General features: G+C 72.1%; 22 protein-coding genes. 14 read left to right on the top strand and 8 right to left on the bottom strand.

Annotated elements, in window-relative coordinates; translation table 11 throughout:
• Positions 1-48 precede the first annotated feature (48 nt).
• Together AC0IWM_RS00550 and gloB are read right to left on the bottom strand one after the other, a co-directional pair.
• Positions 49-804 (bottom strand): TetR family transcriptional regulator, encoded by a 756-nt coding sequence (locus tag AC0IWM_RS00550; RefSeq protein ID WP_243214524.1) that lies wholly within the window; start codon positions 802-804, stop codon positions 49-51.
• Positions 805-937: 133 nt separating this feature from the next.
• Entirely contained in the window at positions 938-1,717 is a 780-nt protein-coding gene (gloB, locus tag AC0IWM_RS00545; protein WP_471752586.1) for a hydroxyacylglutathione hydrolase, read from the bottom strand.
• A 255-nt stretch (positions 1,718-1,972) separates the two neighbouring features.
• Here gloB and AC0IWM_RS00540 point away from each other — a divergent pair, with 255 nt between their 5' ends.
• The 6 genes from AC0IWM_RS00540 (at position 1,973) to AC0IWM_RS00515 (ending at position 6,875) form a co-directional block, all read left to right on the top strand.
• Complete coding sequence (locus AC0IWM_RS00540; RefSeq protein ID WP_056471971.1) at positions 1,973-2,707, top strand: class I SAM-dependent methyltransferase; 735 nt, start codon at positions 1,973-1,975, stop codon at positions 2,705-2,707.
• Positions 2,708-2,711: 4 nt separating this feature from the next.
• Positions 2,712-3,401, top strand: a complete 690-nt coding sequence (locus AC0IWM_RS00535) for a MarC family protein (protein WP_471752585.1) — start codon at positions 2,712-2,714, stop codon at positions 3,399-3,401.
• Positions 3,402-3,478: 77 nt separating this feature from the next.
• On the top strand, positions 3,479-4,276 hold the full coding sequence (gene dapB / locus AC0IWM_RS00530) for a 4-hydroxy-tetrahydrodipicolinate reductase (RefSeq protein WP_471752584.1): 798 nt from the start codon (positions 3,479-3,481) through the stop codon (positions 4,274-4,276).
• 196 nt (positions 4,277-4,472) lie between these two features.
• Positions 4,473-5,111 (top strand): 2,3-bisphosphoglycerate-dependent phosphoglycerate mutase, encoded by a 639-nt coding sequence (locus tag AC0IWM_RS00525; RefSeq protein ID WP_056471981.1) that lies wholly within the window; start codon positions 4,473-4,475, stop codon positions 5,109-5,111.
• Positions 5,112-5,123: 12 nt separating this feature from the next.
• Complete coding sequence (locus tag AC0IWM_RS00520; RefSeq protein ID WP_471752583.1) at positions 5,124-5,801, top strand: alpha-ketoglutarate-dependent dioxygenase AlkB; 678 nt, start codon at positions 5,124-5,126, stop codon at positions 5,799-5,801.
• Between the two features lie 114 nt (positions 5,802-5,915).
• Positions 5,916-6,875 (top strand): hypothetical protein, encoded by a 960-nt coding sequence (locus tag AC0IWM_RS00515; protein ID WP_471752582.1) that lies wholly within the window; start codon positions 5,916-5,918, stop codon positions 6,873-6,875.
• 342 nt (positions 6,876-7,217) lie between these two features.
• Here AC0IWM_RS00515 and grpE read toward each other — a convergent pair whose 3' ends face one another.
• Positions 7,218-7,847: a nucleotide exchange factor GrpE gene (gene grpE, locus AC0IWM_RS00510; protein WP_471752581.1), complete on the bottom strand. Its 630-nt coding sequence runs from the start codon at positions 7,845-7,847 to the stop codon at positions 7,218-7,220.
• Between the two features lie 108 nt (positions 7,848-7,955).
• Positions 7,956-10,745 carry a [protein-PII] uridylyltransferase gene (locus tag AC0IWM_RS00505; protein WP_471752580.1) on the bottom strand — a complete coding sequence of 930 codons (2,790 nt, stop codon included), beginning with the start codon at positions 10,743-10,745 and terminating at the stop codon, positions 7,956-7,958.
• Positions 10,746-11,031: 286 nt separating this feature from the next.
• Between AC0IWM_RS00505 and AC0IWM_RS00500 the strand changes: the two genes are divergently transcribed.
• The 3 genes from AC0IWM_RS00500 (at position 11,032) to AC0IWM_RS00490 (ending at position 13,089) form a co-directional block, all read left to right on the top strand.
• Positions 11,032-11,547, top strand: coding sequence for a hypothetical protein (locus AC0IWM_RS00500; RefSeq protein WP_471752579.1), 516 nt, complete (start codon positions 11,032-11,034; stop codon positions 11,545-11,547).
• Positions 11,548-11,727: 180 nt separating this feature from the next.
• The gene (rpiA, locus tag AC0IWM_RS00495; protein ID WP_471752578.1) at positions 11,728-12,435 is read left to right on the top strand and encodes a ribose-5-phosphate isomerase RpiA; all 708 of its coding nucleotides are present in this window, start codon (positions 11,728-11,730) and stop codon (positions 12,433-12,435) included.
• A 66-nt stretch (positions 12,436-12,501) separates the two neighbouring features.
• Complete coding sequence (locus AC0IWM_RS00490) at positions 12,502-13,089, top strand: DUF2059 domain-containing protein (protein ID WP_471752577.1); 588 nt, start codon at positions 12,502-12,504, stop codon at positions 13,087-13,089.
• A 51-nt stretch (positions 13,090-13,140) separates the two neighbouring features.
• On the opposite strand, the gene AC0IWM_RS00485 is transcribed toward AC0IWM_RS00490, so the two are convergent.
• Together AC0IWM_RS00485 and AC0IWM_RS00480 are read right to left on the bottom strand one after the other, a co-directional pair.
• On the bottom strand, positions 13,141-14,514 hold the full coding sequence (locus tag AC0IWM_RS00485; protein WP_471752576.1) for a PleD family two-component system response regulator: 1,374 nt from the start codon (positions 14,512-14,514) through the stop codon (positions 13,141-13,143).
• A 61-nt stretch (positions 14,515-14,575) separates the two neighbouring features.
• Positions 14,576-14,956 (bottom strand): response regulator, encoded by a 381-nt coding sequence (locus AC0IWM_RS00480; protein ID WP_471752575.1) that lies wholly within the window; start codon positions 14,954-14,956, stop codon positions 14,576-14,578.
• A 75-nt stretch (positions 14,957-15,031) separates the two neighbouring features.
• Between AC0IWM_RS00480 and AC0IWM_RS00475 the strand changes: the two genes are divergently transcribed.
• Together AC0IWM_RS00475 and AC0IWM_RS00470 are read left to right on the top strand one after the other, a co-directional pair.
• Entirely contained in the window at positions 15,032-15,334 is a 303-nt protein-coding gene (locus AC0IWM_RS00475) for a DUF3572 domain-containing protein (RefSeq protein ID WP_056472013.1), read from the top strand.
• Positions 15,335-15,468: 134 nt separating this feature from the next.
• Complete coding sequence (locus AC0IWM_RS00470) at positions 15,469-15,876, top strand: DoxX family protein (RefSeq protein WP_471752574.1); 408 nt, start codon at positions 15,469-15,471, stop codon at positions 15,874-15,876.
• Between the two features lie 21 nt (positions 15,877-15,897).
• Here the strand turns inward: AC0IWM_RS00470 and AC0IWM_RS00465 are convergent, their stop codons facing one another.
• Both AC0IWM_RS00465 and AC0IWM_RS00460 read right to left on the bottom strand, forming a co-directional pair.
• Positions 15,898-16,557 carry a class I SAM-dependent methyltransferase gene (locus tag AC0IWM_RS00465; RefSeq protein ID WP_471752573.1) on the bottom strand — a complete coding sequence of 220 codons (660 nt, stop codon included), beginning with the start codon at positions 16,555-16,557 and terminating at the stop codon, positions 15,898-15,900.
• Entirely contained in the window at positions 16,554-17,156 is a 603-nt protein-coding gene (locus AC0IWM_RS00460; protein WP_471752572.1) for a hypothetical protein, read from the bottom strand. Before AC0IWM_RS00460 ends, AC0IWM_RS00465 begins: the two co-directional genes overlap by 4 nt.
• A gap of 87 nt (positions 17,157-17,243) precedes the next feature.
• On the opposite strand from AC0IWM_RS00460, the gene AC0IWM_RS00455 reads away from it, so the two are divergent.
• The 3 genes from AC0IWM_RS00455 (at position 17,244) to AC0IWM_RS00445 (ending at position 21,376) form a co-directional block, all read left to right on the top strand.
• A complete protein-coding gene (locus AC0IWM_RS00455; RefSeq protein ID WP_471752571.1) occupies positions 17,244-18,497 on the top strand; it encodes a DNA topoisomerase IB in 1,254 nt (417 codons plus the stop codon).
• Between the two features lie 340 nt (positions 18,498-18,837).
• The gene (locus tag AC0IWM_RS00450; RefSeq protein ID WP_471752570.1) at positions 18,838-19,845 is read left to right on the top strand and encodes an SDR family oxidoreductase; all 1,008 of its coding nucleotides are present in this window, start codon (positions 18,838-18,840) and stop codon (positions 19,843-19,845) included.
• Positions 19,846-19,966: 121 nt separating this feature from the next.
• On the top strand, positions 19,967-21,376 hold the full coding sequence (locus tag AC0IWM_RS00445; protein ID WP_056472039.1) for a cytochrome ubiquinol oxidase subunit I: 1,410 nt from the start codon (positions 19,967-19,969) through the stop codon (positions 21,374-21,376).
• The last annotated feature ends 9 nt before the right edge of the window (positions 21,377-21,385 follow it).

Genomic DNA, 21,385 nt, shown 5'->3' with positions numbered 1-21,385 from the left:
CGCCGCAGCCAAGGCCAAGTGACAGAGGCAAAATTCTGTCACGGAGGCTCAGAGCGTGCCTGTCCGCAGCACCTTCTGGATGGCCAGAATCACCGCGCCGAGGCGGGCCTCCACGAGGTCGCGCGGCAGGTCGGCATCGTGCTGGATCGCCAGCGGATGGGTGAAGCGGTAGCTGGCATCGAAGATGTGCGCGATGGCCCGCTCGCGGTCCCGGGCGACGAAGGCGCCGGCGCCGATGCCCTCCTCGACCACGCGCTCGACGAGGCTGCGCAGGCGCACCCGGTGGCGCCGGGCGATCGGGCGCGCCCCCACCGTGGCGTCGAGGTGGACGGCGAAGAGGTTCGGCTCGTGGACCAGGGTCTCGCGCTGGACGCTCGCCAGGGCGGTGAGCAGGCGCTCGATCTTGTCGTCGGCGGGGTCCGGCGCGTCGGCGATGCGGGCGAGTTCCGCCTCGACGTCGCGGAGCCAGCGCCCCGCCACCGCGTCGAGCAGGGCGTCCTTGGACGGGAAGTAGCGGTAGACGTTGGCGTGCGTCATGCCCGCCTCGGCGGCGACGGCCACCACGGTGACCCGCTTCGGCCCGAGGCGGCGGAGGTGTTCGGTGGCGACGGCGAGCAGGCGCGCATCGACCGCCAGGGGTGCCGTGGTCCGCGGCGCCGGACGGGCGACGCGGGGCACCGTGATGCGGACGGCGCTCTCCGGGGCCGTCTGATCCTCGGACGGTTCGCTTCCCCGGCTCTCGCTGAGGTCGATCTCGTGCCCGAAGGCGAAGGGCGGGCCGGGCGGCTGCATCAAATCGGACACCAGGGCTCGTGGAGGGACGGGACGACACCTCCCGGACATGTCCACTTCGGGAGAAGTGGGTTTCTCGTCCGAAAGTCCAACGTGGCCAATATCAATGACAGCACCAGCCTCGCTGTAACGCCCCTTTAGCGAGTCAGAACCGGTTCTTCCAGGCCCTCAATGCAGCAAAGACAACCGAGGGCTGGGTGCCGGGCGCCAGATCCACTCCCTGAGCGAGGCTCGGCTCGCCGGCGCGCAGGAACGGATTGGTCGCGCGCTCCGCGCCCAGGGTGCTGGGAATCAGGAAGCGGCCCTCCGCCGCGGCGCGCTCGGCCTCGGCCGCCCGGGCGGCGAGGGCCGCGTTGCCGGGCTCGGCCGCCAGCGCGAAGCGGGCATTGGAGAGCACGTAGTCGTGCCCGCTATAGACCGCGGTCGCGTCGGGCAGCGGCAGGAAGCGCTCCAGGGAACGCCACAGGGTCGCGGGCTCGGCCTCCATCACCCGGCCGCAGCCGAGGGTGAACAGGGTGTCGCCGGCGAACACCACGCCGGCCCCCTCGAACCAGTAGGTGACGTGGTCGGCGCAGTGCCCCGGCGTCTCCCAGACCTGCGCCGCGAGGTCGCCGACCCGGACCACGTCCCCTTCCGAGACCGTGACGTCGACCTCCGGCACGGCCTCCCCCGCCTTCAGGGGCGCCGTCACCCGCGCGCCGGTGCGGCGCTTCACCTCCGGGATGCCCTCGACATGGTCGCCGTGCCGGTGCGTGACGAGGATGTCGGTGAGGGTCCAGCCGGCCGCGTCGAGGGCCACCAGCACGGGGCCGGCCTCGGGCACGTCGATGGCGGCGCAGGCGCCGGTGGCGGGGTCGCGGATCAGGACGCCGATATTGTCGCTGCGGCACAGGAAGGTGCGGATCTCGGGTCTCTGGGCGGTCATGGGGCTTCCTTCCGGATCGGGGACGCGGGGGCCGCGACGTGCGGCGGCCCCTCGGCGCGGACAATTTCGGTACGAGGCGAAATGGGTGCGGGACCGGGCAGGTCCAGGGGCCGTTTCCCCCTGTCCTTCGCGGGCCCCCGCCGATCCGGGCTTGTCGTGCCGGGTCGCGGCCCCCATTGATGCGGGCGGGCCTTTCTCGCAACGCGGGCCTCCCGGCCGGCCCCCGCGCCGAGCGACCGTACCGAAACCCGATCCATGCGCCTCGACGTCACCGACCTGCGCGCCTTCTACGCGAGCCCCCTCGGGGGCGTGACGCACCGCATCGTGGCGCGCGCGATCCACGGCTTCCTCGGCTCGGTCTCCGGCCTGCGCGTGCTCGGGCTCGGCTACGCCACGCCCTATCTCGGCCCCGTCCACGTCATCGCCGAGCGCACCCTGGCCTTCATGCCGGCGACGCAGGGGGTGGTGAACTGGCCCGGCAGCGGCCGCTCCTGCTCGGCGCTGGCCGACCCGACCATGATGCCCCTGCCCGAGGCGGCGGTGGACCGGGTGATCCTCGTCCACGCCCTCGAATCCGTCGAGAGCCCGACGGAACTCCTGCAGGACGTCTGGCGGGTGCTGACCCCGGGCGGGCGCATGATCCTGGTGGTGCCGAACCGGCGCGGCGTCTGGGCGCGGCGCGACGCGACGCCGTTCGGCCACGGCCAGCCCTACAGCCGCTCGCAGCTCGCCCGGCTGATGCGCACCACCCAGTTCTCCCCCGAGGGCTGGGCCGAGACCCTCTACATGCCGCCGGTGGAGAACCGGCTGCTGCTGCGCACGGCGAGCGCCTGGGAGCGGATGGGCACCAGCCTGTCGCTGCCCTTCGCCGGCCTGCACGTGGTCGATGCCACCAAGCAGCTCTACCGCCCCGTCGCCGTGCGCCGGGTGCGCCGGGCGACCCGCCTCGCACCGGCCCGCGTGCTGGTGCCCGCCCCCTCCCCGGGCTGAACGGATGCTGGACCTCATCGCGCCGGAGGCGGCGCTCCAGAGCTTCGTGCTCGCCTTCTCCTCGCTGTTCTCCATCGTGAACCCGGTGGGCTCGTCGCTGATCTTCGCGCAGGTGACGGCCCTGAACTCCCATGCCGAGCGCCTGGAACTCGCCAAGCGCATCGGCTTCTACGCCGCCCTGATCATGCTCTCGACCCTCTGGGCGGGCGCGCCGATCCTCAACTTCTTCGGCGTCTCCCTGGCGGCCCTGCGCATCGCCGGGGGCCTCGTGGTGGCGGCCTCGGCCTGGACGCTGCTCACGGCGCCCGAGGCGCGCGAGGCGCGCAAGCAGGCGGAGGCGACCCGGGAACCCGCCGGCAACCTCGCGGAGATCGCGTTCTTCCCGCTGACGCTGCCCTTCACCACCGGTCCCGGCACCATCGCGGTGGCGATCGCGCTCGGCTCCAACCGGCCCGCGCCGGGACCGGACCGGATCGGCTTCTACATCGGCATGTCGCTGGCGGCGCTGGCCATCGCCGTGCTGGTGCGCTTCACCTACGGCTCCGCCGACCGGGTGGTGACTTGGATCGGCCCCGTGGGCGCGCGGGTGCTCGGGCGCCTCTTCGCCTTCCTGCTGCTCTGCGTCGGCACCCAGATCACCGTGAACGGCGTCACCGACGTGCTCGGCCCCCTGCTGGCGCGGGCGGGACGCTGATCCTTGTCCGGTGCGGCCGGAGGCTGTACCGCAACGCGGACGCGGACGTCGGCAACAATCTCCGGAGACTGAGGACGATGCGGCTCGTGGTGGTCGGCGCCGACGGGCGCATGGGGCGGATGCTGATCCGCGCGGTGGCGGAGACAGAGGGCTGCACCCTGTCGGGCGCCATCGAGCGCGCGGGCTCCCCCGCGCTGGGGCAGGATGCCGGCACGCTGGCGGGCCTCGGTCCCCTCGGCGTCGCGGTCACGGACGATCCCCTGCCGATCTTCGCGGCGGCCGAGGGGGTCCTCGACTTCACGGCGCCCGCCGCCACCACCTTCTTCGCCGAGCTCGCCGCGCAGGCCCGCATCGTCCACGTGGTCGGCACCACGGGCCTGCAGGAGGCCGATCTCGCCAAGCTCGGCGCGGCCGCCCACCACGCCCGCATCGTGCGCTCGGGCAACATGTCCCTCGGGGTCAACCTCGTCGCGGGCCTCGTGCGCCGGATGGCGGCGGCCCTCGGGGAGGATTTCGACATCGAGATCGTCGAGATGCACCACCGGATGAAGGTCGACGCGCCCTCCGGCACCGCCCTCCTCCTCGGCGAGGCGGCGGCGGAGGGACGCGGCGTCTCGCTCGCCGACACCCGGGTCTCCACCCGCGACGGGCATACCGGGGCGCGCCGGCCCGGCGACATCGGCTTCGCCACCCTGCGGGGCGGCACGGTGGTGGGCGACCACAGCGTGGTCTTCGCCGGCCCGGGCGAGCGGATCACCGTCGGCCACCATGCCGAGGACCGCGCGATCTTCGCCCGCGGCGCCGTGCGGGCGGCGCTCTGGGCCTTCGCCCAGCCGCCCGGCCTCTACGGGATGGACGACGTCCTCGGGCTTTGATGACGTCTTCGGGCTTTGATGACGTCTTCGGGCTTTAATACGGAGCCCACGTTCGGCGGGTAGGTTTCGTCATCTGCCGTTCAGATTGACGCGCGCATGAGCCGGCGCATGCGCGTTCGCTGCGCTGCAACATCGTCCGCCGCCCGGGCCTTCGCCGAGGCCGTGCCGTCTCAATGACCAAGAGGATCATCCCCCGATGGATCGCCTTCTCGTCCTCGCTCGCCATGGCCAGAGCGACTGGAACCTCAAGAAGCTGTTCACGGGCTGGCGTGATCCCGAGCTGACGGATCTCGGCGTCGAGGAGGCCCGCAATGCCGGGCGCTGGCTCAAGGAGCAGGGCTACGGCTTCGACGTGGCCTTCACCTCCAACCTGAAGCGCGCCCAGCGCACCTGCGCGCTGATCCTGGAGGAGATGGACCTCGGCGGGATCGAGACGATCCGCAACGAGGCCCTGAACGAGCGCGACTACGGCGACCTCTCCGGCCTCAACAAGGACGATGCCCGCGAGCGCTGGGGCGACGCCCAGGTGCATCAATGGCGCCGCTCCTACGACGTGCCGCCCCCCGGCGGCGAGAGCCTGAAGGACACCGCCGCCCGGGTGCTGCCCTACTACATCCAGTTCATCCTGCCCCGCGTGATGGCGGGCGAGCGCGTCCTGGTGGCCGCCCACGGCAACTCCCTGCGCGCCCTCGTGATGGTGCTCGACGGCATGACCACGAAGACCATCGCCAGCCTCGAGATCGCCACCGGCATCCCGCTCGTCTACCAGCTCAAGGCCGACACCACGGTGGAGAGCAAGACGGTGCTCGAGCACGACATCGACCACAAGGTCTGACCGCTGGCATCCGTGGCCGCCCGCGTGCCGGCCGGGATCGCCCTGGTTCCCGGCCTGGTCCACGTCCCCGGCTACCTGGACGGCGCGGCGCAGGCGCGCCTCGCCGCCGAACTCGCGGTCGCGCTCGCGCTCGCGCCCCCCTACACGCCGAGGATGCCCCGCACCGACCGGCCCTTCTCGGTGCGGATGTCGAATTGCGGGCCGCTCGGCTGGGTCTCCGACCGGGCGGGCTACCGGTACCAGCCGCATCACCCCGTGACGGAGGCGCCCTGGCCGGCCATCCCGCCCGTGGCCCTCGCCGCCTGGGAGGCCCTGTCGGGCTATCGCGCCCCGCCCGAGGCCTGCCTCGTCAACCTGTACGAGCCCGGCGCCCGCATGGGCCTGCACCAGGATCGGGACGAGGACGCCCGCGACGCGCCCGTCGTCTCGCTGTCCCTCGGCGCCACCGCCCTCTTCCGCTACGGCGGCCCGCAGCGCTCGGACCCGACCCGCTCGCTGCGCCTGCGGGCCGGTGACGCGCTCGTGATCGGCGGCCCGGCCCGGCTGATCCATCACGGGGTCGACCGCCTCGTCGCGGAGGTGCCGGACCTGCTCCAGGACGCCGCCCCCGGGCCGCCGCCGGATTTCCTTCCGCCGGGCGGGCGCTGCAACCTGACCCTGCGACGCGTGACGCGGCCTCCGGACGCTTGACAGCGGCGGGGCGTGGGTCGACCCATCGTCAGCCTCACCGGCGGCCCACCCCGCGCGGGGTGGCCCGGCGGACCTGCCCGGCGCCAGACCGGGGCCTTGCGGAGAACCGATTCGATGCGTCTGCGTAACCTCGTCCGTCCGGTTTCCATCCTGGTCCTCGCCCTGGGACTGGTGGGGCCTGCGCTGGCGGCCGACCCGGTCTTCCCGCCGAGCTCGCGCTTCGGCTTCGATCCGCCCTCCGACATGGTCTCCTCGAAGCGCTTCTCCGGCCTGGAGCGGCTGGAAGGCGGCGCGACCGTCTCGGTGGTGGAACTGCCGGCCAACGCCTTCGCCGACCTCGAGACCAACTTCACCGACGAGAACCTGAAGGCCCAGGGCTTCGTCGTCACCACCCGGCAGGCCATCAAGGTGGCGGGCGACGTCGACGCGGTGCTGTTCACGGGCGAGCAGCCCGCGGTGGAATCGGCCGGCACCCCGGCGATCAAGAAGTGGATGCTCCTCGTCGGCGATCCGACCGTGACCGGCATCATCATCGCGCAGGCGACGCCCGATGCCGAGACCGAGGAGACGATGAAGCGGCTGCTGACCGGCATCCACATCCGCCCGGCCCTCACCCTGGAGCAGCAGGTCGCCGCCCTGCCCTTCCGCATCGGCAACGAGGCGGGCTTCCGCCCGGTGCGGGTCCTGGCCGGCAATTCGGTGCTGCTGACGCAGGGGGCGAAGGACGAGATGCTCGGCCTCGAGCAGCCGATCCTGGTCCTGGCCCAGGCGGTGCAGCCGCCGCCGGCCACGGAGCAGCGCGACGCCTTCGCGCGCGCCGCGCTCTATTCCAACCAGACGATGAAGGACTTCGTGATCGAGCGGGCCCAGAGCTACCGCCAGAACGGCGTCGACTGGCACGAGATCGTGGCCCGCGCGGTGGACTCGGCCTCGGGCACGCCGGTGGTCATCTCGCAGACGATCCGCTTCGCCCCCGACGGCTACCTGCGCGCCGTCGGCGTCGTGAAGGCCGAGAATCGCGAGGGCGTGCTGGCGAAGTTCCGCGAGGTCGTCGACAGCGTGCAGCTGCGGTAGGGGCACGCGTCCCCTCCCGCGGGCGGGGACGGTCGCATCGTCCGTCACGGCAGGGAGGCAGGTGAACCCGCCTCCACCCGCGGTCCCTCACGCGGGCGCGGCCGATTGCGGATGATGCCGCGCCGTCATTCCGGGGCGCCGCGGGCGAGCCCGGAGCCGCAGGGGCGCGCCGGAGGCGTGCGATCCAGAGCCGCCGACGGTGTAGAGTCCTGCACCGCCTGCGTTTCCGGATCCCGGGCTCCGCTGCGCGGCCCCGGGATGACGCAGTGCTGGCGGCGGGCTTCCGGCAAGGCGCCGTTCGACCGCGAACGTCCGACGGGAAGGTCGGGCGCAGACGCGCCCTCAGGCCGCGTCGGCCGGGCCGGGGGTCGGCTTCGGTCCGCCCTTGGCCACGCCGACGAGGGCGGGGCGCAGGACCCGATCGCCGATGATGTAGCCGGCCTGCATCACCTGCACGACGGTGCCGGTGGGGACCTCGGAATCGGGCACCTCGAACATCGCCTGGTGGCGGTTGGGGTCGAAGCGCTGGCCCTTCGGCTCGATCGGCTTGACGCCGTGCCGCTCCAGGGTCTTGGCGAGGTCGCGCTCGGTGAGCTCGATGCCGTCGATCAGGGCCTTGAAGGCGCCGTCGGCGCTGGCCCGGTCCGCTTCGGGGATGCTCTCCAGGGCGCGCCGGATGTTGTCGGCGGAATTCAGGAGGTCGCGGGCGAAGTTCGTCACCGCGTAGGCCCGGGCATCGGCGACCTCGCGCTCGGTGCGCCGGCGCAGGTTCTCCATCTCGGCCAGGGTGCGCAGCGTGCGGTCCTTCAGCTCGTCGCGCTCGGCCAGGAGGGGCGCCAGGGCGTCGGCCTGCGGCGCCTCGCCGGAGACCGGACCTTCGGCCTGCGCGGCCCCAGCTTGCGCGGCTCCTTGGGTCTCCTCGACCGTCTGGGCCGGGTCGCGCCGCTCGTCGTGCATGTCGTTCGCCATCATGTGGGTTCGTCAGGGAGTGTCGGGGTTCGCGCTGATATCAGGCCGTGCCGCCGTGAAATCAAGCGCGGGGCGCCCGGGCGCGGAGAACCGCGCGGCCCCCGCGCCGGCTCAGGCCTCGCGCGGGGGCGGCGAGTCGATCAGCGCGTCGAGCCCCTCGGCGCGCAGGGCCGCCACGTCGCCGGCGAAGACCTCCATCACGGCGGTCCGGATCGCCACCTGGCGGTCGGGCTGGGTGACCCGGGTGCCGGTGAGGTCGGTCACGTAGAACACGTCCACCGCCCGCTCGCCGAAGGTGGCCACGTGGGCCGAGGTGATGTTGAGGCTGAGCCGGCTGAGCGCCGTGGTCAGCTCGTAGAGAAGGCCGGGCCGGTCGAGGCCGGTGATCTCGATCACGGTCTCGCGGCTCGACAGGGCGTTGTCGATCGCCATGTCGGGCGGCACCAGGAAGGTCCGCGCCCGCTCGCTCGGGGGGTGCTTGTCGGCCACGAGGTCGGCGATGCGGATCTCGCCGCGCAGGGCCTTCTCGATGGCGGTGGTGATGCGGCTCGCCCGGCGCAGCTCGTCCTCGTCGCGCTCGAAGGCGCGCGAGATGAAGATCGAGTCGAGGGCGAAGCCGTCCGTGGTCGTGAAGATCTGCGCGTCCACGATGTTGCCGCCGGACGCCGCGCAGGCCCCCGTGACGATGGCGAGCAGGCGCGGATGGTCGGGCGAGTAGATCGTCAGCTCGGTGACGCCGCGAACCGGATCGGTCTCGGCGACGGTCGCCACGGTGCGTCCCTCCGCCGTCAGCGCCTTGACGAAGCCGGCGTGCTTGAACTGGCGCGTGGTGTCGACCTTGAGCCAGTAGGCCTGGTTGTGCCGCGCCGCGTAGGCGTCGAACGCCTCCGACTGCCAGTCGCTGAGCTGCTCGCGCAGGGCCATCTGGATCAGGCGCACCCGGTCGGTGCGGGCGATCTCGGAATGGCCGCCGGACAGCACCACCTCGGTCTCGTCGTAGAGGGTGCGGATCAGGGTCCCCTTCCAGGCGGTCCAGACGCCGGGACCCACGGCCTTGATGTCGGCCACCGTCAGGATGGTGAGGAGCTTCAGGCGCTCCAGGGTCTGCACGACGCCGGCGAACTTCTCGATGGTCTTGGGGTCCGAGAGGTCGCGGCTCTGGGCGGTCATCGACATCAGCAGGTGGTGCTCCACCAGCCAGGCCACCATCTCGGTCTCGGCCGCCGTGAGGCCGAAGCGGGGTCCGAGCTTCTCGGAGATGGCCGCCCCCGCGATGGAATGGTCCTCCGGCCGGCCCTTGGCGATGTCGTGCAGGAGCACCGTGACGTAGAGCGCCCGGCGGTGGCTGATCGTGTCGATGAGCCGGCTCGCGAGCGGATGCTCCTCCTCGGCGCGGCCCGATTCGATCGCCGAGAGCACGCCGATGGCGCGCAGCAGGTGCTCGTCCACCGTGAAGTGGTGGTACATGTTGAACTGCATCATCGCGACGATGCGGCCGAAATCCGGAATGAAGCGGCCGAGCACGCCGGCCTCGTTCATCAGCCGCAGGATGGTCTCGGGCGAGTTCTTCGAGGTCAGGATGTCGAGGAAGAGCCGGTTGGCCTCCTCGTCCGCCCGCAGGGAATGGCCGATGAGGCGCAGGGAGCGGTTGGCCGCCCGCGTCGCGTCGGGGTGGATCGGCAGGTTGTGGCGGTCGGCGAGCCAGAACAGCCGGATCAGGTTCACGGGGTCGCGGCTGAAGGCGTCGGCGTCGCGCAGGTTGATGCGGCCGTGGTCGTCGACGAAGTCCTCCGCCTCGATGGCGGTGGCGCGGAAGCGGTCCCGGAACCGGCCGATCCAGCGGTCCAGCACCGGCGTGCGCTTGGCGTGGCGCGCCTCCAGCGCCGCGCAGACGATGGCGGTGAGGTCGCCGACTTCCTTGGCGATCAGGAAATACGCCTTCATGAAGCGCTCGACGCCGGAGAGGCCGCCGCGCGGCTCGTAGCCGAAGCGCTCGGCGATCCGCGGCTGCAGGCCGAAGGACAGGCGCTCCTCGGCCCGGCCGGTGACGAAGTGCATGTGGCAGCGCACCCGCCACAGGAGCTCGTCGCAGCGCTCGAACACCCGGTACTCCTCGGGCGTGAACAGGCCGGCGGCCACGAGCTCGCTCTGGTCGCGGACCCGGTAGGTGTACTTGGCGATCCAGAACAGGGTGTTGAGGTCGCGCAGGCCCCCCTTGCCGTCCTTCACGTTGGGCTCGACGAGGTAGCGCGACGCGCCCGCCTTCGAGACCCGGGCGTCGCGCTCGCGCAGCTTGGCCTCGACGAATTCGGGCGCGGTCCACATCACCAGCTCGGTGTCGAACCGGGTGACCAGCTCCTCGAACAGGGCGCGGGTGCCGAACAGGTAGCGGGCCTCGAGGAGCGAGGTCCGGATGGTCATGTCGGCCCGGCCCTCGCGCAGGCACTCCTCCACCGAGCGGGTGGCGTGGCCGACCTTGAGCTTGAGGTCCCACAGCACGTAGAGCATCGCCTCGACGACGCTCTCGGACCAGGCGGTCTGCTTGTAGGGCAGCAGGAACAGGAGATCGATGTCCGAGCCCGGCGCCATGGTGCCCCGGCCATAGCCGCCCGTGGCCACCACGGCGAGCTGCTCGCCGGTGGAGGGGTTGTCGTTCGGATAGAGCCGCCAGACCACGGCGTCGTGGATGGTGCGGATCACCGCGTCGGTGAGCCGGCTCAGGCGCCGGGCGCAGGCGATGCCGTCGCGCTCCTCCAAGAGGCGTTCCTCGGCATCGGCGCGGCCGAGCTCGATCACCCGCCTGAGCTCGGGCACCAGCACCGCCCGCAGGCGCGTCGCCTCGCGGGCGTCGCGGTCGAGGTTCTGGAGGATGTCGTTGAGGGCGGCGACGGCGTCGAACATGGCCAACCCCGTTAGCATGTTGGCGGAATGACGCCAGCGGGTTCACCGCGCGGGCACCGCACGGGTGCGGGATCGAACCGCGTTTTCACCGGCTTCCCCGCCGCGGAGGCGATCCCGCCGCGGAGGCGATCCCGCCGCGGAGGCGATCCCGCCGCGGAGGCGATCCGCGTTCGCGCGCGCGGCGATCCGGCGGGCCACGGTTGCGCCGCAAGGCCGCGCTAGCGCAGCACCGTCTTTCGTCCGAAACCCGCCGCCCCGCGCACCCCAGCATTCACGAAGGCCCCCGATGCGTTCGATTCCCATGCGTTCGTTCCTGCGTCCGCCGTCCTCCCGCCCGGCCCGGGTCCTCGCCCTGACGGCCGGCCTGCTCCCGGTGCTCGCCGCACCGGCCTGGCCCGCCTCCTTCGAGTTCGTGCCGGCGCCCCAGATCGACCTCAACCGCGTCTACCGGGTCGACAAGGTCACGGGAGAGGTGACCTCCTGCCAGTACGGCCTGCGCGAGGGCGCGGTGGGCAGCGTCGGCGTCACCGTCTGCTACGGCGCCGGCGAGGGGGCGAGCGCGCAGGCGCCCTCGGAATACGGCCTCGTGGCTTCCCGCCACACCCGCGAGGCGGGGGTGTTCCGGGTCAATTACCGCACCGGCGAGATGAGCATCTGCTACGTGCAGCTGCAGAAGGAGGCCGTGGTCTGCACCGCGCAGGCGAACCCGGCGGGTCCGGGCGCCGACGAGGCCCCGGCCACCGGCGCCGCCCCGGGCCGGGCCGGGCCGAGCGCCACGCCGCCCCAGGGCACGCGTCCCTGACGCCCCCTCCCCCGATCCCGGCGCGCGCCGCGTTGGACCGGCCGGCCCGGCGTGCTAGGGGCACCCGGTCGCGTCCGCCCAGCGGCGGCGCGGCGCTCGGTCCGTTTCCCGCCGCCTCGTCCCACGCCTGAGCCGTCCCATGCCGCACGCCCTTCCCTTCCCGGACACCGGAGCCTTCGCGTGAGCGGGCCGGATCTGCGCCGCGCGGCGGCCGAGGTCGCCGTCGAGCTCGTCACCCCCGGGATGCGGCTCGGGATCGGCACCGGCTCCACCGCCAACGTCTTCGTCGAATTGCTGGGCGCCCGCGTCCGGGGCGGCCTCGACGTCGTCGGCGTGCCGACCTCGGAGGCGACCCGGGTCGCGGCGGAGGCCGCCGGCATCCGCCTCGCCACCCTGGAGGAGATGCCGGAGCTCGACCTCACCATCGACGGGGCCGACGAGATCGACGGGGCGATGCGCCTCGTGAAGGGCGGCGGCGGCGCGTTGCTGCGCGAGAAGATCGTCGCCTTCGCCAGCCGGCGGATGGTGGTGATCGCGGATGCCGCCAAGCGCGTCGAGACCCTGGGCGCCTTTCCCCTGCCGATCGAGGTCAACGCCTTCGGGCTCGGCGCCACCCGGCGCGCGGTCGCCGCCGCCCTGCGGGCGAGCGGCTGCACCGGCGAACTCGTCCTGCGGTCCCGGGACCGCGCGCCCTTCGTCAGCGATGGCGGCCACCACATCCTCGACGCCCATCTCGGGCGCATCCCGGATCCCGAGGCCCTGTCGGGTGCCCTCTGGGCCGTGCCGGGCGTCGTCGAGCACGGCCTGTTCCTCGGCCTCGCCACCGGCGCCATCCTGGCCGAGGCGCGGGACGGGCAGGCGGTGGTGAGCCGGCTCGGCACCGTCTGAACGCGGGTGGCCGTCCCGCTTCCCCCACCTCGTCCCCTTCCTAGAATCCATCCCGGAGCGTCCGCCATGTCCCCCCGCCTCGCCGCCCTGGCCGCCCTCGTCCTCGCCAGCACGCCCTTGAGCGCCCTGGCCCAAGCCCCGGCGCAGAAGCCGCCGGCGGCCAAGCCCGGCGCCAAGCCGCCGACCCCCGCCGCCGCACCGGCACCGAGCACCCTCGCCGCGCAGACGCCGGCCTACTCGGCGAACCACCTCGCCCTCGCCCGTGAGGTCATGCTGAATTCCGGCATCGCCCGGTCCTTCGACTCGATCATCCCGGCCTTCAGCGACCGCATCCGCCAGGGCTCCGTGACCCGGCCCGAGCTCACCAAGGACCTCGACGGGGTGCTGGCCTCCCTCGAGCCCGAGATGGAGATGCAGAAGCAGTCGATGATCGACATCGCCGCCCGGATCTACGCCTCGCGCCTGTCCGAGGCCGAGCTGAACGAGATCGCGACCTTCTTCCGCTCGCCCGCCGGCAAGCGCTACGTCGAGACCCAGCCGCAGGTGCTCGACGAGATGGTCCAGGCCATGCAGACCTGGACCCAGGACGTGTCGGAATACATCATGGTCCGGGTGCGCGCGGAGATGGCCAAGAAGGGCCACCAGCTGCAGTAGCGGCCCCCGGCCAGGACGCGGGTAGAGGGGCCGGGACGGGACGCCGGGCCGTCAGGCCGCGGCCGCCTCGACGCGGTTCCGGCCGGTGCTCTTGGCCCGGTACAGGGCGAGGTCGGCGCGCTTGAGCATGTCGGCCGGCCCGGCATCCTCGGCCCGGCGCCAGGCCACGCCGATGGAGACGGTCACCGGCACCGTGCGGGTGTCGCGGTGGATCGCGAAGGGCACCGCCTCGATGCGCTCGCGGATGCGCTCGGCGATGGCGTAGGCGCCCTCGGCCTCGGCGTCCGGCAGGATGATGACGATCTCCTCGCCGCCGTACCGGGCCACGATGTCGATGCCGCGGGTATGGGTGCGGATGCGCTCGGCGAAGGCCTTCAGCACCTCGTCGCCGGCCTCGTGGCCGTAGGTGTCGTTGATCGTCTTGAAGCGGTCGATGTCGAGCATCAGGGCCGCCACCGGGCGGTTGCGCAGGGCCGCCTCGCCGAACAGCGCGCCGAGATGGCTGTCGAGGTAGCGCCGGTTGTGCAGGCCCGTGAGGCCGTCGGTGACGGCGAGCTCCATCGAGGCCTGGACGGCGCCGCGCAGGGCATCCGAGAAGCGGCGGCGGCGGACCTGGGTGCGCACCCGGGCCACGAGCTCGTTCCGGTCGACGGGCCGCATCAGGTAGTCGTGCACGCCGAATTCGAGGCCCCGGATCACCCGGGCGCGGTCGTGCTCCTCGGCGATCATCATCACGGGCATCAGGCGGGTGCGGTCGAGGGAGCGCAGCTGGCTGCACAGGCGCAGGCCGTCGAAGCCCTGGATGTCGAGGCTGACCAGGGCGAGGTCGAACGTGCCCTCCGCCGCCAGCACCAGGGCCTTGTGCGGGTCGGCCTCCACCGTGAGCGTGTGGTGCTGGCCCAGGGCCGCCCCGAGGCGGTCGGCCGAGCCGGGGCGGTCCTCCACCAGGAGAATCGAGGCGTCGAGGCCGGTCTCGGCGGCGGCGAGGGCGAGAGGGTCGCCGATTCCGAAATCCCGCGAGGCCATGGCGCGGGAGCGCAGCTCGTCCGTCACCGCCTTGAGGCGCACGAGGCTGCGCACGCGGGCGAACAGGGCCGTGTCGTCGATGGGCTTCGTCAGGAAGTCGTCGGCGCCCGCATCGAGGCCGCGCAGGCGGTCGGAGGGCTGGTCGAGGGCGGTGACCATCACCACGGGCAGGTGGGCCGTGTTGGGGTTGCTCTTGAGCCGGCGGCAGACCTCGAAGCCGTCCATGCCGGGCATCATCACGTCGAGGAGGACGAGGTCGCAGAGGCCCTTCTCGCAGATGGTCAGCGCATCGGGGCCGTTCATCGCCGCCACGACGTCGAAGTATTCCAGCGAGAGCTTCGTCTCCAGGAGCTTCACGTTCGGGAAGAGATCATCGACGATCAGGATTCGGGCCGACATCGTTCCTCGCGCAAGGTCGTTCCACTGGGCCGTCGGGGACGGTCTCAGCGAGGCGGCGGCTTCAGGCGGTCCTGGCGTCGCCGAGGTATTGGCGGACGGTGGCGAGGAACTTCGCCACCGAGATCGGCTTCGACAGGTAGGCCTCGCAGCCGCCCTCGCGGATGCGCTCCTCGTCGCCCTTCATGGCGAAGGCCGTGATGGCGATCACCGGAATGGACTTGAGGTCGTCGTCCTCCTTGAGCCACTTCGTGACTTCGAGGCCGGAGACCTCGGGCAGCTGGATGTCCATCAGGATGAGGTCGGGGCGGTGCGCCCGCGCGAGCTCGATCGCCTCGATGCCGTTGGCCGTCTTCAGCGTGGCGTAGCCATGTCCCTCCAACAGGTCGTTGAAGAGCTTCATATTGAGTTCGTTGTCCTCGACGATGAGCACGGTCTTCTTCATGGCCCGTTGTTCCCGGTGCGTGGACGGCCCATTGTCGTTCGACGCATGCCCCGCCCCAGGAGATTTAGCGGATACATGTTGACGAAACGCAAACCCAATAGCGCAGACGATTCCGCCGAGGGCCTGGCCCTGGCGGCCCTCGCCTGGATGGCGACCGACGACGAGCGCCTGTTCGCCTTCCTCAACGCCACCGGGGCGACGCCCGAGACCCTGCGGGCCAGCGCGCAGGACCCCGGATTCCTGGCGGGCATCCTCGACCATATCATGGGCGACGAGACGACGCTCCTCGCCTGCGCCGAGGCCCTCGACGTCAAGCCCGAGCGCATCGCCGCCGCCTGGCGCCGCCTCGGCCCGCCGGACTTCGACGACGGGATGTAGGCGGGGCGCGGGGCCGGATATCCCCGCGGGATTGCCCGCCGAGGCTCGCCCCGTCCCGTGCCGCGCGCTATGGCTCGACGGCTTCGCGCGGGCGCCGTCCGCACGGCGCGCCCCCCGCCGGAGATCCCTCGCCCATGTCCCTCGCCAGCCTCTCGACGACCTGGGCCCCGCGCCTCCTCAGCGTCCTGCGCATCGTGGCCGGCCTGCTCTTCCTCGAGCACGGCACCCAGAAGCTGTTCGGCTTCCCCGTGCGGATGGGCGGCGGGGCCGGCCCCGCGATGCTGTCGCTGCTGTGGTTCGCCGCCGTCCTGGAGACCCTGGGCGGGGCGCTCATCATCCTCGGCCTGTTCACCCGGCCGGTGGCGTTCCTGCTCTCCGGGCAGATGGCCTTCGCGTACTTCATCGCCCACCATCCCAAGAGCCCGTTCCCGGCGCTCAACGGCGGCGATGCCGCGATCCTGTTCTGCTTCGTCTTCCTCTACCTCGCCGCCGCCGGCGCCGGCCCCTGGAGCCTCGACGCGCAGCGCCGCGGCCGGTTCTGAGCCGGCCCCTCCCGGGGCGGCTCAGGCGCTGAAGCGCCAGACGCTGCTGCGCTTGATCTCGGCATCCTCCAGGGAGCGGCTCACCGGCACCGTGTAGGTGGCGAGTTCGGTGAGCCGGTCGCGGGGCAGGTAGGAGCGGCCGGGATCGCCCACCAGCACGGTGGCGCCGCGCGCGTCCAGGCCGGAGAGCCAGCCGGTGACGCGGGCCGCGAGGTCCCGCTCGTAGAAGATGTCGGCGGCGAGCACCACGGCCGAGCCCGGATCGGAGCCGATGAGGTCCCGCGCCACCGCCTCGATCCGCTCCGCGACGCCGTTGGCCTCGGCGTTGAGGCCGATGGCCGGGATCGCGAAGGGGTCGAGGTCGCTGGCGGTGACGTGGACCGCGCCGGCCCGGGCCGCCGCGATGGCGACGAGGCCCGAGCCCGAGGCGAAGTCGAGCACCCGGCGTCCCGCCACGAGGCCGGGATTGTCCAGGACATAGCGGGCGAGCGCCTGCCCGCCGGCCCAGGCGAAGGCCCAGAAGGGCGGCGGCAGGCCGATCGCCTCCAGCTCGTCCTCGGTCTTCTGCCACAGCGCGGTGGCCTCGTCGGCCACGTGCAGGACGATCTCGGGCGCGTGCGGCACCGGGAGCAGCCGGGTGTTGGCCCGGATGAAGGCGAGGGGATCGGCCGAGGGCGTCATGCGCGGGCGAACTCGCCGTAGAGGGTGCCGGCGGCGGCTCCGAGCCCGTCGGCGCCCACCAGCGCGAGGGCCGTATCGGCCGGGTCGAGGCCCAGGGCGGCAGCATCGGCCGGGGTCTCGCAGAGGTAGCGGGTGGTCCGGGTGGCGAGCGGGCCGCGCAGGGCCTGGCGCAGGCCGAAGCGCGCCAGGCGCCCGCCGGCATCGGTGCGGGCAGTCAGGGCCGCGAGGTCGTCGGGCTGGTAGATCCGCGCCGCGATGCCCGACATCGCAGCCGCCGTGCCGCCGACCACGATCGCCCGGAGACCGAGGGCGTGCAGGAGGTCGGCCTCCAGGGCCTTGAGGATGCCGGCGAGCTGGCCCGCCGCGTAGCCCGCCGCCATCGGGTTGAGCCGGGAGGTCCCCAGCGCGAAGGGCACCACCCGGGCGCCCGCCGCCTCGATCGCCCCGCGATGGGCGTCCACCCGCGTCACCACCGTGGCGGCGAGCCCGGCGGACCGGGCCGCCGCGACCAGGGGCAGGAAGCGGGCCGCGAAGCCCGCATCGTCGGGGGCGAGGAGGACGAGGCGGCGGGGTGCGGCGCCGGAAGCGGGGGTATCCATCGGACGGGATGTAGCATGCCCCGTCCGGAACAGGGCATGGCGCGCACCCGTTGACGACGAACCAGACACCGCAGGGACGGGACCCGCATGGCCACGGCGCGCGACGAAGAGGGCACGGTCGCCGATCCGCGCGACGCCGCCGAGGAGGCGGGCCTGCGCTACGTCGACGACACCATGCCGGGCCTGACGCGCCGGAAGAGCGGGACGGGCTTCGCCTATCGCGACGCCCGGGGCCAGCCGGTGCGGGATGCCAAGACCCTGGCGCGCATCCGCTCCCTGGCGATCCCGCCCGCCTATACCGACGTCTGGATCTGCCCGCGGGCCAACGGCCACATCCAGGCGACGGGCCGCGACGCCAAGGGGCGCAAGCAGTACCGCTACCACCCGGATTTCCGGGCCGCCCGCGACCTCACCAAGTTCGAGCACGTGATGGCCTTCGCCGACGCGCTCCCGGCCATCCGCGCGCGGGTCGATGCCGACATGGGCCGGCGCGACCTCCCCCGTGAAAAGGTGCTGGCCACCGTGGTCCACCTCCTGGAGACCACGCTGATCCGGGTCGGCAACGACGATTACGCCCGCACCAACAAGAGCTTCGGCCTGACGACGCTGCGCGACCGGCACGCCCGGATCGCGGGCTCGCAGCTGACCTTCCGGTTCAAGGGCAAGAGCGGCAAGACCTGGGATCTCGGCCTCAAGGACCGGCGCGTCGCCCGCATCGTCAAGGCCTGCCAGGATCTGCCGGGCCAGGAGCTGTTCCAGTACCGCGACGCCGACGGGGCCGTGCGTGACGTGACCTCGGCCGACGTGAACGCCTATCTGCGCGAGATCACCGGCCAGGACATCACCGCCAAGGATTTCCGGACCTGGGCCGGGACGGTGCTGGCGGCCCTGGCGCTGCAGGAATTCGAGGCCTTCGACAGCGAGGCCAAGGCCAAGAAGAACCTGCGCGCCGCCATCGAGGGCGTCGCCGCCCGGCTCGGCAACACGCCGACCATCTGCCGCAAGTGCTACATCCACCCCGAGGTGCTCGACTGCTACCTCGAGGGCGCCCTCCTTCTGCAGATCAAGGACGCGGTGGAGGACGAGCTGCGCGCGGACCTGACCGGGCTCAAGCCCGAGGAGGCCGCCGTGCTCGGCCTGCTCCAGGCACGCCTCGCCGCGGTGAAGGACGGCAGGGGTCGCGACCTTTCGGACACGAAAGCGGGCAAGGCGGTCGCCAAGGATGTTGCCAAGGATGTTGCAAAGGCCGTCGCGAAGACGGGCGCGAAGCGGGCGGCGTCCGCCCGGTCCCGGAAGCCGAGCGCGGCGGCAGCGGGCGCGCCGCAGGGCCGCGCCGCCTGATTCGAGGGTCTGAGGAAGCCTGCCTCGGCGCGGCCCCCTCCCCTCTCTGCGGGTCGCCGTGTTCACACATCGCGCGGGCGGCACGGGTTCCCTCTCCTTCCGGGAGAGGGGGCACCGTCGTGCCTCGCGCGGGCGGCCGACGGGCCTTCGCGATCCGTTTTCCGAAGTCGGTCGGCTCTGTCCCCGTCGTGGAGATCCGATCGCCGGCGGAGGGGAAGCCTGGGTCCGCCTCCGCATGGATACCGCCCTCCCCGTGTCGATTGGGCACGCGGGCCGCGCGGCAACGGCCGCTCCCCTGGGCCGTTGCCGCGAGGTGTCGTGGAACGGGAACGGGAACATCATGAAGGTCGCGGTCGTCACCGGGGGAACCGCCGGAATCGGGCTCGCCACCGCCCATCTCTTCGCCCGGCGGGGCTGGGCCGTGGCGATCATCGCCCGCGACGTCGACCGCCTGCGCGACGCGGAGGCCGACCTGACGGCCTATGGCCGTCCCGTCCTGGCGATCTCGGCCGACGTCACGGATGCGGAGGCGATCGACGCCGCCGCCGCCCGGATCGAGCGCGCGTTCGGTCCGATCCGGGCCTGGGTCAACAACGCCATGGCGACCATCGTGAACCCGGCCGACCGGATCACGCCCGAGGAGTACCGGCGCGTCACCGAGACGACCTATCTCAGCCAGGTCTACGGCACGCTGGCGGCCCTGCGCCACATGAAGCCGCGCAACCGCGGCGCCATCGTCCAGGTCTCGTCGGGGCTCGGCATCCGTGCGGCCCCGCTCCAGGCGCCCTACTGCGCGGCCAAGTTCGCGGTCTCGGGCTTCACCGACGCCCTGCGCTCCGAGCTGATCCACGATCGCGTGGACGTCTCCCTCAGCGTGGTCTACCTGCCCGCCGTCAACACCCCGCAGTTCGATTGGGCCCGCAACCGGACCGGCCACGGCCAGTACGCCCCCGACCCGGTCTACGATCCGCGCCTCTGCGCCGAGGCCATCGTCGCCACGGCCGAGAGGCCGAGCCGCGAGGTCTGGGTCGGGCACAGCACGGTGATGATGGCCGCCGCCCAGGCCCTGATGCCGGGCTACGCCGATTCCAAGGCCGCCACGATGTGGTCGGCCCAGCTCACCGACGAACCCGCCCCCGACAAGGCCGGCAACCTGTTCGCGCCGGTCCCGGGCCATGTCGGCATCGACGGGCGCTTCTCGGAGCGGACCAAGGCCACGCGCAGCGCCTACTGGACGAGCCGCGACCGCGACCTGCTCGTCGCCGGCCTCACGGGCGTGGTGGCCCTGGGTCTCGTCGGGGTGGCGACCCTGGCCCGCGCCCCGCGCCGGCTGCTGCCGCGGCGCTGATCCGCCGGGGGATCATGCGACGCCGGCGCGGTTCGCGAAACGGGTGCGGCTCCGGCGCCTTCACGCTATAGGTGTCCCGCGGGCCGCTGATTCTCTGGTCCCGCTTCGGACGAGGTTCGCCATGGAAGTCGATGCGCTGCTGCTCTCACGCATCCAGTTCGGCTTCACCATGGCCTTCCACATCATCTTCCCGGCCTTCACCATCGGGCTGGCGAGCTTCCTCGCCCGGCTGGAAGCGCAGTGGCTCTGGACCGGCGACCCGATGTACCGGAACCTCTACCGGTTCTGGGTGAAGGTATTCGCGGTCTCGTTCGGCCTCGGCGTCGTCTCCGGCATCGTGATGAGCTATCAGCTCGGCACCAACTGGTCGCGCTACTCCGACTTCACCGGCAACGTGCTCGGGCCGCTGATCCAGTACGAGGTCATCACCGCCTTCTTCCTGGAGGCCGGCTTCCTCGGGATCATGCTGTTCGGCTGGGACCGGGTCGGCGACCGGCTGCACTTCGTCTCGACCTGCATGGTGGCGATCGGCACCCTGATCTCGGCCTTCTGGATCCTGTCGGCCAATTCCTGGATGCAGACGCCGGACGGCTTCACCGTCGAGAACGGCCGGGCCATCGCCACCGACTGGTGGAAGGTGATCTTCAACCCGTCCTTCCCGATCCGCTACGCCCACATGGTGCTGGGCTGCTTCCTCACCACCGCCTTCGCGGTGGCGGGCATGTCGGCCTGGATGATCCTGCGGGGGCGCAAGGAGCCGGCCGAGAAGGTGGCGGGCGCCCGGCTCTCGCTCTCCATGGCGCTCTGGTTCGCGGTGATCTTCGCGCCGATCCAGATCTTCGTCGGCGACACCCACGGCCTCGCCGTGCTCAAGCTGCAGCCGACCAAGCTCGCCGCGATCGAGGCGAACTGGGACCGGCAGGACAACATGCCCCTGCTGCTCTTCGCGATCCCCAACATGGAGGCCGAGAAGAACGACTTCGAGATCGGCATCCCGCGGCTCGGCAGCTTCATCCTCACCCACGACTTCTCGGGCGTGGTGCCGGGCCTGAAGGACGTGCCCCGCGACCAGCGTCCCCCGGTCTGGCCGGTGTTCTATTCCTTCCGCATCATGGTCGCGATCGGCATGGCCATGCTGGGCCTGAGCCTGTGGAGCCTCTACCTGCGCTGGCGCGGCACGCTCTACACGAACCGCTGGTTCCTCAACGCGGCGATGCTGATGACGCCGTCCGGCTTCGGCGCGGTGCTGTTCGGCTGGTTCACCGCCGAGATCGGGCGCCAGCCCTACATCGTCTACGGGCAGCTGCGCACGGCGGACGCGCACTCGCCCCTGACGGTCAACGCGGTGACCACCTCGCTCATCGCCTTCCTGATCGCCTACACCTTCATCTTCGGGTTCGGCAGCTACTACCTCGCCAAGCTCCTGCGCAAAGGGCCGGAGCCGCTGGAGGAAGCCATCCGCGGCGGCGACGTGGCGCAGAAGCCCAAGCGCCCTCTGTCCGCGGTCGACGAGAGCCTCACCCCCGCCTGAGGGGCATCG

The sequence above is a fragment of the Methylobacterium sp. AC433 genome, assembly GCF_979253015.1.
Note: the sequence above shows the minus strand (reverse complement) of the source record. Positions and strands in the feature narration are given on the sequence as shown.

Coding starts and splice junctions, on each gene's coding strand:
- gloB (WP_471752586.1), bottom strand. CDS start 1,717: ATGACCGCCCAGAGACCCGAGATCCGCACCTTCCTGTGCCGCAGCGAC.
- AC0IWM_RS00540 (WP_056471971.1), top strand. CDS start 1,973: ATGCGCCTCGACGTCACCGACCTGCGCGCCTTCTACGCGAGCCCCCTC.
- AC0IWM_RS00535 (WP_471752585.1), top strand. CDS start 2,712: ATGCTGGACCTCATCGCGCCGGAGGCGGCGCTCCAGAGCTTCGTGCTC.
- dapB (WP_471752584.1), top strand. CDS start 3,479: ATGCGGCTCGTGGTGGTCGGCGCCGACGGGCGCATGGGGCGGATGCTG.
- AC0IWM_RS00525 (WP_056471981.1), top strand. CDS start 4,473: ATGGATCGCCTTCTCGTCCTCGCTCGCCATGGCCAGAGCGACTGGAAC.
- AC0IWM_RS00515 (WP_471752582.1), top strand. CDS start 5,916: ATGCGTCTGCGTAACCTCGTCCGTCCGGTTTCCATCCTGGTCCTCGCC.
- grpE (WP_471752581.1), bottom strand. CDS start 7,847: ATGATGGCGAACGACATGCACGACGAGCGGCGCGACCCGGCCCAGACG.
- AC0IWM_RS00505 (WP_471752580.1), bottom strand. CDS start 10,745: ATGTTCGACGCCGTCGCCGCCCTCAACGACATCCTCCAGAACCTCGAC.
- AC0IWM_RS00500 (WP_471752579.1), top strand. CDS start 11,032: ATGCGTTCGATTCCCATGCGTTCGTTCCTGCGTCCGCCGTCCTCCCGC.
- AC0IWM_RS00490 (WP_471752577.1), top strand. CDS start 12,502: ATGTCCCCCCGCCTCGCCGCCCTGGCCGCCCTCGTCCTCGCCAGCACG.
- AC0IWM_RS00485 (WP_471752576.1), bottom strand. CDS start 14,514: ATGTCGGCCCGAATCCTGATCGTCGATGATCTCTTCCCGAACGTGAAG.
- AC0IWM_RS00480 (WP_471752575.1), bottom strand. CDS start 14,956: ATGAAGAAGACCGTGCTCATCGTCGAGGACAACGAACTCAATATGAAG.
- AC0IWM_RS00475 (WP_056472013.1), top strand. CDS start 15,032: ATGTTGACGAAACGCAAACCCAATAGCGCAGACGATTCCGCCGAGGGC.
- AC0IWM_RS00470 (WP_471752574.1), top strand. CDS start 15,469: ATGTCCCTCGCCAGCCTCTCGACGACCTGGGCCCCGCGCCTCCTCAGC.
- AC0IWM_RS00465 (WP_471752573.1), bottom strand. CDS start 16,557: ATGACGCCCTCGGCCGATCCCCTCGCCTTCATCCGGGCCAACACCCGG.
- AC0IWM_RS00460 (WP_471752572.1), bottom strand. CDS start 17,156: ATGGATACCCCCGCTTCCGGCGCCGCACCCCGCCGCCTCGTCCTCCTC.
- AC0IWM_RS00455 (WP_471752571.1), top strand. CDS start 17,244: ATGGCCACGGCGCGCGACGAAGAGGGCACGGTCGCCGATCCGCGCGAC.
- AC0IWM_RS00450 (WP_471752570.1), top strand. CDS start 18,838: ATGAAGGTCGCGGTCGTCACCGGGGGAACCGCCGGAATCGGGCTCGCC.
- AC0IWM_RS00445 (WP_056472039.1), top strand. CDS start 19,967: ATGGAAGTCGATGCGCTGCTGCTCTCACGCATCCAGTTCGGCTTCACC.